This window comes from Streptomyces sp. NRRL F-5135 (assembly GCF_000719775.1).
Lineage (GTDB): Bacteria > Actinomycetota > Actinomycetes > Streptomycetales > Streptomycetaceae > Streptomyces > Streptomyces hebeiensis.
In genome coordinates, this window is sequence record NZ_JOHR01000002.1 from 265,922 (window position 1) to 277,579 (window position 11,658).

At 71.3% G+C, this 11,658-nt stretch carries 11 protein-coding genes; 7 read left to right on the forward strand and 4 right to left on the reverse strand.

Annotation, left to right across the window (positions count from 1 at the left end):
• Positions 1–28: 28 nt before the first annotated feature.
• Together IG02_RS0105110 and IG02_RS0105115 are read right to left on the reverse strand one after the other, a co-directional pair.
• Positions 29–568, reverse strand: coding sequence for an NUDIX domain-containing protein (locus IG02_RS0105110; protein WP_030742315.1), 540 nt, complete (start codon positions 566–568; stop codon positions 29–31).
• Positions 569–848: 280 nt separating this feature from the next.
• On the reverse strand, positions 849–1,841 hold the full coding sequence (locus IG02_RS0105115) for an RNA polymerase sigma factor SigF (protein ID WP_037802270.1): 993 nt from the start codon (positions 1,839–1,841) through the stop codon (positions 849–851).
• 272 nt (positions 1,842–2,113) lie between these two features.
• On the opposite strand from IG02_RS0105115, the gene IG02_RS0105120 reads away from it, so the two are divergent.
• Together IG02_RS0105120 and IG02_RS0105125 are read left to right on the forward strand one after the other, a co-directional pair.
• Complete coding sequence (locus IG02_RS0105120; protein WP_030742320.1) at positions 2,114–2,482, forward strand: STAS domain-containing protein; 369 nt, start codon at positions 2,114–2,116, stop codon at positions 2,480–2,482.
• A 225-nt stretch (positions 2,483–2,707) separates the two neighbouring features.
• Positions 2,708–3,196 carry an ATP-binding protein gene (locus IG02_RS0105125; protein ID WP_030742322.1) on the forward strand — a complete coding sequence of 163 codons (489 nt, stop codon included), beginning with the start codon at positions 2,708–2,710 and terminating at the stop codon, positions 3,194–3,196.
• A gap of 253 nt (positions 3,197–3,449) precedes the next feature.
• On the opposite strand, the gene IG02_RS0105130 is transcribed toward IG02_RS0105125, so the two are convergent.
• Positions 3,450–4,973, reverse strand: a complete 1,524-nt coding sequence (locus IG02_RS0105130) for a peptide MFS transporter (protein WP_030742324.1) — start codon at positions 4,971–4,973, stop codon at positions 3,450–3,452.
• Between the two features lie 422 nt (positions 4,974–5,395).
• Here IG02_RS0105130 and IG02_RS0105135 point away from each other — a divergent pair, with 422 nt between their 5' ends.
• Both IG02_RS0105135 and IG02_RS0105140 read left to right on the forward strand, forming a co-directional pair.
• Entirely contained in the window at positions 5,396–6,073 is a 678-nt protein-coding gene (locus tag IG02_RS0105135; protein WP_030742328.1) for a response regulator transcription factor, read from the forward strand.
• A gap of 173 nt (positions 6,074–6,246) precedes the next feature.
• A complete protein-coding gene (locus tag IG02_RS0105140; RefSeq protein WP_037802271.1) occupies positions 6,247–7,527 on the forward strand; it encodes an ATP-binding protein in 1,281 nt (426 codons plus the stop codon).
• Between the two features lie 184 nt (positions 7,528–7,711).
• On the opposite strand, the gene IG02_RS0105145 is transcribed toward IG02_RS0105140, so the two are convergent.
• A complete protein-coding gene (locus IG02_RS0105145; RefSeq protein WP_051764461.1) occupies positions 7,712–8,308 on the reverse strand; it encodes a GtrA family protein in 597 nt (198 codons plus the stop codon).
• A gap of 146 nt (positions 8,309–8,454) precedes the next feature.
• Here IG02_RS0105145 and IG02_RS0105150 point away from each other — a divergent pair, with 146 nt between their 5' ends.
• The 3 genes from IG02_RS0105150 to IG02_RS0105160 all read left to right on the forward strand — a co-directional run bounded on the left by IG02_RS0105150 (position 8,455) and on the right by IG02_RS0105160 (position 11,590).
• Positions 8,455–9,660 (forward strand): 5-(carboxyamino)imidazole ribonucleotide synthase, encoded by a 1,206-nt coding sequence (locus IG02_RS0105150; RefSeq protein ID WP_420707721.1) that lies wholly within the window; start codon positions 8,455–8,457, stop codon positions 9,658–9,660.
• Entirely contained in the window at positions 9,657–10,232 is a 576-nt protein-coding gene (gene purE / locus IG02_RS0105155) for a 5-(carboxyamino)imidazole ribonucleotide mutase (RefSeq protein WP_030742335.1), read from the forward strand. The genes IG02_RS0105150 and purE overlap by 4 nt, the downstream gene beginning before the upstream one ends.
• A 128-nt stretch (positions 10,233–10,360) precedes the next feature.
• The gene (locus IG02_RS0105160; protein ID WP_234314602.1) at positions 10,361–11,590 is read left to right on the forward strand and encodes a dipeptidase; all 1,230 of its coding nucleotides are present in this window, start codon (positions 10,361–10,363) and stop codon (positions 11,588–11,590) included.
• The last annotated feature ends 68 nt before the right edge of the window (positions 11,591–11,658 follow it).

The following is an 11,658-nucleotide window of genomic DNA, read 5'->3' on the forward strand; positions in this document are numbered from 1 at the left end:
ACCCCGCACGCCCCGCGAGCCCCGCAGCTCATCTCGCCACCGCCAGCCGGTCCTTCAACCGGGCGCGCAGCACGGGCGGCCCGACCTCGTCCAGCGGGATCCAGCGGGCGCGGGACGCCACCGTGCCGCCGGGCAGCAGCACGCTGGAGTGCGTCCGGATGAGATAGCGGAAGCCGTACCGCGTACGCGGACCGTCCTCGGGCGCCGCCCGCGAGGTGTCCACCAGGACGGGGCTCTCCGTACCGGGGATCATCCACACGTCGTGGACCCCCGCGAACTCCTCCAGAACGCGCACGGCGGTACGGCTGAGCGATTCGTCCGCCGCGCTCGGGGCGTCCTCGGCGAACCCCCAGGCGTCCTCGTGCCGCAGCGCGAGCGCGCGGCCCCGCTCGTCGATCAGGATCGCCCCCGCCTTGACCACCGGGCAGTTGCCGTCGTGGAAGCAGTGCCCGAGCCGGGAGTGGTCGAGCATCGCGTCGAACAGCGGTGTCATCACCGCTGTTTCGTCGGGGTGGTCAAGCAGGTAGTGGTTCAACTCCTTGACGATGGCGCTCTCTTCGACGGCCATACCCAGCTCCTTCCGGTGTCGGTCCCCCTCCCTGTCTCTATCGGCACGCGCGCCGCCCACCTGATGCGCGCGGCCGCCGCTGTGATCAGAGTCTCGCTTCGCGCGTCGGTCGTCCGTGCTGTCGCGCGCGCTGAGGGGCGCTGAACGCGACAGCGGACGCAAGAGAGCGCGCGCGGACGCGACGAGCGGGGCTCCCCGCCGTGTTCAACGGTTCGGGGAGCCCCGCTCGTCGCGCGCACAGCGCCCGCGCCTGCGCCTGTGCCTGCCGTCTGTGTCGCGCTCACTCCTCCAGCGTCAGACCCTTTCTGAGCCGGGTGAGGGTGCGGGAGAGCAGGCGCGAGACGTGCATCTGCGAGATGTTGAGCTCTTCGCCGATCTCCGACTGGGTCATGTTGGCCACGAAGCGCAGCGAGAGGATCTTGCGGTCCCGCGACGGCAGGCCGGCGATCAGCGGCTTCAGGGACTCCACGTACTCGATGCCCTCGATGCCGTGGTCCTCGTAGCCGATCCGGTCCGCGAGCGCGCCTTCGGTGTCGTCGTCCTCCGGCTGCGCGTCCAGGGAGCTGGCGCTGTAGGCGTTGCTCGCCACCATCCCCTCGACGACCTCGTCCTTGGTGAGGCCGAGCCGGTGGGCGAGTTCGCCGACGGTGGGGGCGCGGTCCAGCTGCTGGGCCAGTTCGTCACCGGCCTTGGCGAGGTCGAGGCGGAGTTCCTGGAGCCTGCGCGGGACGCGCACCGACCAGGAGGTGTCACGGAAGAATCGCTTGATCTCGCCGATGATCGTCGGCATCGCGAAGGTGGGGAACTCGACGCCGCGGCTCAGTTCGAACCGGTCGATGGCCTTGATCAGGCCGATCGTGCCGACCTGGACGATGTCCTCCATCGGCTCGCTGCGGGAGCGGAACCGGCCGGCGGCGAACTTCACCAGCGCGAGGTTCAGCTCGACCAGCGTGTTGCGGACGTACGCGTACTCGTGCGTGCCCTCTTCGAGCGATTCCAGCCGCGCGAAGAGAGTCTTCGACAGCGCCCGGGCGTCCACCGCGCCCACCTCGTCGTAGGGCGGGATCTCGGGCAGGTCTTCCAGACCCTCCAGCAGGCCTTCGCCGGGGTCCTCGTCGGCCATCACGGCGCTTCCCGAGGCGGTGAACAGGGCCTGCGGAGCCGGGGCCGGGGCCGACGCTGTGAGGTCGGTCACGGAATCCGTGGGTGGAGTTGTCGACGTCGCGAACGGGGTACGCGTCTCGTCGAGCCGGGGTGACATGGTGTCCTCCATCGTTCTCGGCATATGGCTGCCGAAGCCAATACGCGTTGCTGCGGTGTGCGGCGCCTCCAAAGCCGGCCGTGTCGGGTGCGGTCTCTACTAGCCCTACCCGGTCGGCCGGGACAGTTGCAAGTGTTAATTGTTCGATATGTCCATATTGCGGGGGACTTCGGGTACCGGCGCGCGTTCGAAGGGCGTAATGTTCGAGCGGCGTCATTCATCTGTGATGACGCCGAGACATCAGCACTGACATACGGCTAACGACACGGCGAAGAGGGACGGGCATGGACCGCCAGACGGTCGGCAGCGCGAACCGGGGCCGGCTTCGGGTCGGGGTTCGGACCGAGGGCCTGAGCGAGGTAGTGACAGCGGCCGGTGAGTTGGATCACCACACGGCGGAGTTGCTGCGGGTGCCCCTGGACGAAGCGCTCGAACAGGGTCGGTCACGCCTGGTGATCGACTGCTCGCAGCTGGAGTTCTGTGATTCCACCGGGCTCAACGTTCTGCTCGGGGCGCGCCTGAAGGCGGACGCCGCCGGGGGAGGGGTGCACCTGGCCGGGATGCTGCCCGTGGTGGCGCGGGTCTTCGAGATCACCGGAGCGGACGCGGTCTTCACCGTCCATGACTCCGTAGAGGACGCGTTGGCCGAGTGAACCGGCCTGCGGGTCGCGGCGTCGGAGCCCCGTTGTGCGGCTCTGGCGCCCCTTGTGTTGCCTGTGTCACCACTTCCGGTCGCTTGATGTGGGTGTTGTCACGGTGCGGACGGGCAGAAGACCCCCGGCAGGTCGCACAGGACCCTGCACTCTCTGTATCGACGGTATGGACGAACGTGGCACTGACGAACTCGCACACTGGTGAATCGGTGAGGTGAAGCGCTGATGAGCACCACCCGGCAGCCTCGGCCGGGCGACCTCGGCCCCGAGCCGGACGACGCCGGGCCGACCGCCGCGCCGTCCGGCGGGCGGACGCGGACGCTCGCGCTGTCCGGCGCCAGCGGTGTCGTTCCGCTGGCCCGCGACTTCACCCGCCAGGCGCTCTACGACTGGGGCTGGCTGCCCGCGGCGAACGCGGACCGGCGGGCGGCGGCCGAGGACGTCCTGCTGGTCGTCTCCGAGCTGGTCACCAACGCCTGCCTGCACGCGGACGGGCCGGACGGACTGCTCGTCTCCTGCGCCGCCAAGGTGCTGCGGGTGGAGGTCACGGACCGGGGCACGGGCCGGCCGGAGCCGCGCACGCCGCACCGCGCGGGCCGGCCCGGCGGGCACGGCATGTTCATCGTGCAGCGGCTCTGCCTGGACTGGGGTGTCGTGCACAGGACCGGCGCCGCGGGCAAGACGGTCTGGGCGGAGCTGGCCGCGCCGGTGTAGCGCGGAGCGGCCGGGCGCGCGAGGGGTGCGTACGGTACGGGCGTCGCGTACCGACCTGACGCCGCCGGGCCCGGGCGCGTACGTACCGACCCGACGCGGGCGGGCCCAGGCGTGCGCACCGACCCGGCGCGCGCGGTTGGGCGCACCGACCCGACCCGGCGCGTACCGACCCGACGCGGCCCGGCCGGGGCCATGTCCGGGTCGGCGCACGGACCGGGTCGAGGGTCAGGGCCTCAGTGGGCGTCCCAGGCCCTCAGTGGACGTCGCCCATCAGCTCCCGCACCCTCCGCCGGTACATGTAGATCGCGCCCCCGGCGAGCACCGCGAGCACCGCTTCCAGGGCCACCACGCCCGTCCGGCTCAGGTCGACACCGCCGATCGAGAGCAGACCGGTGACCGAGTCGCCCGCCGTGACCGCCAGGAACCAGACGCCCATCATCTGGCTCGCGTACTTCTGCGGCGCCATCTTCGTCGTCACCGACAGGCCCACGGGCGAGAGGCACAGTTCGCCGACGGTCTGGATCAGGTAGATGCCCACCAGCCACATGGGACTGACCAGGGTGCCGCTCGCCGACATGGCCAGCGGGATCAGGAAGAAGAAGAACGACACGCCGATGAAGAACAGGCCCGCGGCGAACTTCACGACCGTGCCGGGCTCCTTCCCGTGCCGGTTCAGCCACAGCCAGATCCAGGCGAAGACCGGGGCCAGCGCCATGATGAAGACCGGGTTCAGCGACTGGTACCACGAGGACGGGAAGCCGAATCCGAACAGCTCGGGCGCTGCCTTCGTCGTCCCGAACGCCTGGACCGTGGAGCCGGCCTGGTCGTAGATCATCCAGAAGGCGGCCGCGGCGACGAAGAGCCAGACGTACGCCGACACCCTGCTCTGCTCGCCGCCGGAGAGACTCTTGTCGCTCTTGATACGGGCCAGTACGGCGGCGGGGATCAGCAGACCCGCGATCGTGAGCGGGATCATCGCCCAGTTGAGGGTGAAGTGGCCGGTGAGGCCGACGATGCCGTAGAAGACGACCGCGACCAGCAGCCACACCAGGCCCTTGCGCAGCCAGGTGGTGCGCTCCTGGCGGGTCAGCGGGGTGGGGACGCGGCTGCTCTCCGGGCTCAGGTGCTTCGTGCCCAGCAGGAACGAGACGAGTCCGATGGCCATGCCGACGGCGGCGAGCGCGAAGCCGAGGTGCCAGTTGTACGCCTCGCCGACCGTGCCGATGACCAGCGGGGCGAAGAAGGCGCCGATGTTGATGCCCATGTAGAAGACGGTGAAGCCGCCGTCGCGGCGCGGGTCGTTCGGGCCGTCGTAGAGGTGGCCGACCATCGTGGAGATGTTGGCCTTCAACAGCCCGGAGCCGGTCGCCACCAGTGCCAGGCCGGCGAAGAAGCTGCCCGGGCCCGGCAGCGCCAGGGTCAGATGGCCCAGCATGATCACGACGGCCGCGATCGTCACCGTCTTGCGCGGGCCCCAGACCCGGTCGCCCAGCCAGCCGCCCGGCATGGTCAGCAGGTAGACCATGGACAGGTAGATGGCGTAGATGGCCGTGGTGGTGGCCAGGTCCATCCCGAGGCCGCCGGCCTGGAGCCCCTTCGAGGCGTCGGGGCCGCCGGAGATCAGGTAGATGGTGAGCAGCGCTCTCATGCCGTAGAAGCTGAAGCGCTCCCACATCTCGGTCATGAAGAGGGGGGCCAGTCCGCGGGGGTGGCCGAAGAAGGTCTTCTCGGGCGCCGCGGGGGCGCTGGGCGAGTCCTTCGTCAGGCTGGACGCCATGGTCGATCCTTGCTTGCTCGGGACGCGGCGCCTCGTGAGCGACCGCCACGAGTGCCGTGCCCGGCGAGCCGTTCGTCCTCGGTGAGCTGTTCCCGGCGGACCGTGCTCGTCGGCCGTGCCTCGTGAGCGTGACCGCGCCCGTTGTGGGGGAAGGGAGCGGAACATGAGGTTCCGTTCCAGCGCAGAAAAGAGACCTTTGGTGCCGAGCGGATGCTCGGTGACCAAAGGTCCTCTAGTGGTACTACAGGCGTTCAGCCACCATACTCCATGACAGAGCGGGCATAGGGGGCTTGAGAGATGGATCACAGGTTCTGAGGGAACCATTCGCCCAATTCGAAGGTGAATCATCAGATGAGCCGATGGACCTGCGGGCGCTTTCCGGGGCTGCCCGAAGGCCGTCCCATGCGGTCTACCATCACCCCATGACCCGTGTACTGCTCGCCGAGGACGACGCTTCCATCTCGGAGCCGCTGGCCCGCGCCCTGCGTCGGGAGGGTTACGAGGTCGAGGTCCGCGAAGACGGTCCGACCGCGCTGGACGCCGGCCTCCAGGGCGGAGTCGATCTGGTCGTGCTCGACCTGGGGCTGCCCGGCATGGACGGCCTCGAGGTGGCCCGGCGGCTGCGCGCCGAGGGCCACACCATTCCGATCCTGGTCCTGACCGCGCGCGCCGACGAGGTGGACACCGTCGTCGGACTGGACGCCGGTGCCGACGACTACGTGACGAAGCCGTTCCGGCTGGCGGAGCTGCTGGCACGCGTACGGGCGCTGCTGCGCCGCGGCGCGGCCGACCCGGGCCCGGCCCCCGCGACGCACGGGGTGCGGATCGACGTCGAGTCGCACCGGGCGTGGATGGGCGAGGAGGAACTCCAGCTGACGGCCAAGGAGTTCGACCTGCTGCGGGTGCTGGTGCGGGACGCGGGCCGGGTCGTCACCCGGGACCAGCTGATGCGTGAGGTGTGGGACACGACGTGGTGGTCGTCGACCAAGACCCTCGACATGCACATCTCCTGGCTGCGCAAGAAGCTCGGTGACGACGCGGCGAACCCGCGGTACATCGCGACGGTGCGGGGCGTCGGGTTCCGGTTCGAGAAGAGCTGAGCCCGGCGGGGCCCGGGCGGTGAGGCCCCGCCGACGTGCGAAGACGGACGCGCGCGGACCGACCGGTCGCGGCATGAGGACCGCTTAGGCTCGGTACCACCCGGACAGGAGAGGGGCGCTAGGTTCGGGTACGACGGCGTCCCGCCGTCGTGTCACCCCGCACGGAGGGCACCTTGCGCCGTCGTCTGATCCAGTCCACCCTCGCCGTGGTCCTCGTCGTCATCGCCGTCTTCGGGCTGTCGCTCGTCCTGGTCGAGACCCGCACGATCAGCAGCAGCGCCCAGGAGAGCGTGGACTCCGAGGCGCTGCGCCTGGTCAGCATCGTCGACAGCCGGCTGATCGGCGGCGACCACATCACCGCGCGCGTACTGACCCAGCAGGTCGGCGAGAAGCGGTACGCCCGTATCGACATCCCGGGGCGGCAGCCCGTCGAGATCGGCACCCGCCCCTCCGGCAGCGTCATCCGGGGCACCGCCAAGGGTGAGGAGGGGGAGACCGTCGTCGTCGAGGAGCCCCGCTCCTCCGTCAACGGGGAGGTCGGCCGCACGCTGCTGATCATCGGGATGGTCGCGCTGCTCGCCGTCATCGCCGCCGTACTGCTCGCCGTGCGCCAGGCCAACAAGCTGGCGTCGCCGCTCACCGACCTCGCGGAGACCGCCGAGCGCCTGGGCTCCGGCGACCCCCGGCCACGGCACAAGCGGTACTCGGTGCCCGAGCTGGACCGGGTCGCCGACGTCCTCGACGCCAGCGCCGAGCGGATCGCGCGCATGCTCACCGCCGAACGCCGGCTGGCCGCGGACGCCTCGCACCAGCTCCGTACCCCGCTGACCGCGCTGTCCATGCGGCTGGAGGAGATCTCCGCGACCGACGACCTGGACACGGTCAAGGAGGAGGCGATGGTCGCGCTGACGCAGGTGGAGCGGTTGACCGATGTGGTCGAACGACTGCTCACCAACGCCCGCGACCCGCGTACCGGCTCCGCCGTCGCCTTCGACCTGGACGAGGTCGTCAAGCAGCAGCTCGAGGAGTGGCGCCCGGCCTACCGGAGCGCCGGGCGCGCCCTCGTCTGCTCGGGCAGGCACGGCATGCGGGCCGTCGGCACCCCGGGCGCGGTGGCCCAGGTGCTGGCGGCGCTGATCGAGAACTCGCTGATGCACGGGGGCGGCACGGTCGCCCTGCGCACCCGGGTGACCGGCAACCAGGCGGTCGTCGAGGTGGCGGACGAGGGACCGGGCGTACCGCCGGACCTCGGGGCGCGGATCTTCGAGCGGACGATCAGCGGGCGCAACTCGACCGGGATCGGCCTGGCCGTGGCCCGGGACCTGGCGGAGGCGGACGGCGGGCGGCTGGAGCTGCTCCAGCAGAAGCCGGCGGTCTTCGCGCTGTTCCTCAGCAGGCAGGCCCGGCCGCACAAGAAGACGCACGGCGGCGACACGGGCTCACCGGTCCGCTGACCGGCGCGCGCGCCGCCTCCGGCACGGTGCGGCTACGGCGTCGGTGTCGGTGTCGGCGGCGGACGGGTCCGGGGCGCGGGTCAGGTGGTCGGCCCGTGCGACCGGCGTACGGGGCTCGCGCGGTGCGCTACGGCGTCGGTGTCGGCGGCGTGCGGGGCCAGCGAGGGCGGGGCGGGTGCCCGCTTCAGCGGCGTATGCGGTGGCGCTGGGCGCGCTCCGCGTCCCGGCCCGCCGCCCCCCGGCCCGCCTTCGGGCCCGGGCCCCTGTCCGCGGCCATGTCCAGATCCTCCAGGTCCACGGCGGGGTCCGATCCGCGCACGCGCAGCGAGGCGGTGGCGCCGGTCTCCGCGGGCAGGGCCCGGAAGACCCAGCTGCGGTAGGACCAGAACCGGAACAGCGTCGCCACTCCGATGCCGAGGAACTTGAACACGTTGCTCTGGAGCGGGGTGTCCCAGCCGAACCCGTACGTCGCCGTGTAGAGGACCCCGTTCTCGATCACCAGGCCGACCACGCTGAACAGCAGGAAGAGCGTCAGCTCCTTGGTGCGGCGGGTCTTGTCCCGGTCCCGGTAGGTGAAGTAGCGGAACCCCAGGTAGTTGAAGGCGATCGCGACGACGGTGGCCAGCACGCTGGCCCGCACGACCGGCAGCTCGGTCACGTGCCGTACGAGGTTGAAGACCAGGAGGTTGACCAGCAGCCCCGCGCCGCCCACCGCGCCGAACTTGACCACCTCGCGTACGAGCCGGTCCAGTCGCGCGCGGAGTGCGCCAGGTTCGCTCATGTGCCCGTTCAGCCCCGTCCGGTCGGTGGTCCGTACGGGCCATGCTAACCAGGGGGTCACCCGCTCGCCCGGGGACAGGTCTGTAGGCCGGACGGCGGCCTGTGCGACCAGCGGAGATACGGAACGTGATAGCCGTGCGATCGGCTGTGACCGAAACGGCGCCTCCCAAGGCGCCCCACTCGTCCCTCACGGGCGGCCGATACCCTGGGCACGTGACGTTCCCGGTAGTCGGCATGGTCGGCGGCGGTCAGCTCGCCCGTATGACCCACGAGGCGGGCATCCCCCTCGGCCTCAGATTCAAGCTCCTCAGTGACACCCCCCAGGACTCGGCGGCCCAGGTGGTGAACGATGTCGTGATCGGCGACTATCGCGACCTGGCCACACTGCGCGCCTTCGCGCGGGGCTGCGATGTGATCACGTTCGATCACGAGCATGTCCCGATCGAACATCTGCGCGCCCTGGAGGCAGAGGGCATCCCCGTCCGGCCAGGTCCGGACGCCCTCGTCCACGCCCAGGACAAGGGCGTCATGCGGGCCCGGCTGACCGCCCTCGGCGCGCCCTGCCCGCGCCACCGCATCGTGGCCGATCCGGCCGACGCCGTCGCCTTCGCCGACGAGGTGGGCGGGTTCCCCGTGATCCTCAAGACCGTGCGCGGCGGCTACGACGGCAAGGGCGTGTGGTTCGTACGGTCCCGGGAGGACGCCGAGGAACCGTTCCGGGCCGGGGTGCCCGTGCTCGCCGAGGAGAAGGTCGACTTCGTCCGGGAGCTGGCCGCCAACGTCGTCCGCTCGCCGCACGGGCAGGCCGTCGCCTATCCGGTGGTCGAATCCCGGCAGGTCGACGGGGTCTGCGACACGGTGATCGCGCCCGCCCCGGGCCTGCCCGACGAGCTGGCGGGCGAGGCGCAGCGGCTGGCGCTGCGGATCGCGGCCGAACTGGGCGTCGTCGGTCATCTCGCCGTCGAGCTGTTCGAGACGCCCGACGGCCGGATACTCGTCAACGAACTGGCGATGCGGCCGCACAACTCCGGGCACTGGACCCAGGACGGCGCGGTCACCTCCCAGTTCGCCAACCACGTACGGGCCGTGCTCGACCTGCCGCTCGGCGACCCGCGCCCCCGCGAGCCCTGGACGGTCATGTGCAACGTCCTCGGCGGCGACTTCCCCGACATGTACCCGGCCTACCTGCACTGCATGGCCCGGGACCCGCGGTTGAAGATCCACATGTACGGCAAGGACGTGAAACCCGGCCGCAAGGTGGGGCATGTCAACACCTACGGCGACGACCTGGACGACGTGCTGGCACGCGCCCGCCACGCCGCCGACTACCTCCGAGGGACGATCACCGAATGACACCCCCCGCACCGGCCGGCACGCCTTCCGGACCCACCGCCGACCAGGCCGGCGGCCCCCACGTCGGCATCGTGATGGGCTCGGACTCCGACTGGCCGGTCATGGAGGCCGCGGCCAAGGCGCTGGACGAGTTCGAGGTGCCGTACGAGATCGACGTCGTCTCCGCGCACCGGATGCCGCGCGAGATGATCGCGTACGGGGAGCAGGCCGCGGACCGTGGCCTCAAAGTGGTCATCGCGGGCGCGGGCGGCGCCGCGCACCTGCCGGGCATGCTGGCCTCGGTGACCCCGCTGCCGGTGATCGGCGTCCCCGTACCCCTGAAGTACCTGGACGGCATGGACTCGCTGCTGTCCATCGTCCAGATGCCGGCCGGGGTGCCGGTGGCCACGGTCTCCGTGGGCGGCGCGCGGAACGCGGGCCTGCTGGCGGCCCGGGTCCTCGCGGCCCACGACCCGGAGCTGCGGGACCGGATGCGGGCCTTCCAGCTGGAGCTGAACGACCAGGCGACGGAGAAGGGCAAGCGGCTGCGGGCCAAGGTCGAGGGCGCGGAGCACTTCGGATTCGGCAAGTGACGGGCGGCGCCGCGACGGGCGGCGGGACCGGCGCGGCCGGCGGGACCGGCGCGGGCGTTGAAAGCGGGACAGGCGCCGAGAGCGGGACGGACAGCGGGACCGAGACGAGGGCGGCCACCATGAGGGGCGTGGAGACGGACGGCGTGGCGGAGCACCGCGCCTCCTCCGTGTATCTGGAGCAGGCGCGTGAGCTGCTCGCCGGCCATCCGGTGGTCGACGGCCACAACGACCTGCCGTGGGCGCTGCGCGAGCACGTCCGCTACGACCTCGACCGGCTGGACATCGCGCACGACCTGACGGGCCGGCTTCACACGGACATCGCCCGGCTGCGGCGCGGTGGCGTCGGGGCGCAGTTCTGGTCGGTGTACGTCCAGTCGGACCAGGCCGGGGACGACGCCGTCAGCGCCACGCTGGAGCAGATCGACGTGGTCGCCCGGCTGCTGGAGCGCTACCCGGACGACCTGGCGCGGGCGCTGACGGCGGACGACATGGAGCGCGCGCGGCGTGAGGGCCGGATCGCCTCACTGATGGGCGCCGAGGGCGGCCACTCCATCAACAACTCGCTCGCCACGCTCCGGGCCTTCCACACGCTGGGCGTGCGCTACATGACGCTCACCCACAACGACAACATCGCCTGGGCGGACTCGGCGACGGACGAGCCGGGCGTGGGCGGGCTGTCGGCCTTCGGCCGCGAGGTCGTGCGGGAGATGAACCGGATCGGCATGCTCGTCGACCTCTCGCACGTGGCCGCCACGACGATGCGGGACGCGCTGGACGCGACCGACGCGCCGGTGATCTTCTCGCACTCCTCCGCGCGGGCGGTCTGCGACCATCCGCGCAACATTCCGGACGACGTGCTGGAGCGGCTGCCGGCGAACGGGGGCGTCGCGATGGTCACGTTCGTACCGAAGTTCGTCCTGCCCGCGGCGGTGGCCTGGACGGTCGCCGCGGACGAGAACATGCGGGCGCACGGCCTGCACCACCTGGACACCACGCCCGAGGGCATGGCCGTCCACCGCGCCTTCGAAGAAGCACACCCGCGCCCGCGTGCGACGGTGGCCACGGTCGCCGACCACCTGGACCACATGCGCGAGGCGGCGGGCGTCGACCACATCGGCATCGGCGGCGACTACGACGGCACGGCGTTCACCCCGGCGGGGCTGGAGGACGTCTCGGGCTACCCGAACCTGATCGCGGAACTCCTCGCCCGGAAGTGGTCGAGGCCGGACCTCGCGAAGCTGACGTGGGGGAACGCGGTACGGGTACTGGGCGCGGCGGAGGACGTAGCCCGCGGGCTCCAGACGGAACGGGGGCCGTCGAGGGCGACGCTGACGGAACTGGACGGCGCCTCTTTTTAGAGGGCTCGGTTCGCCTCCGGGGCGCGGGTGGAGGTTACGGGCCCGGAAACTCCCGACGTGATCCGGGC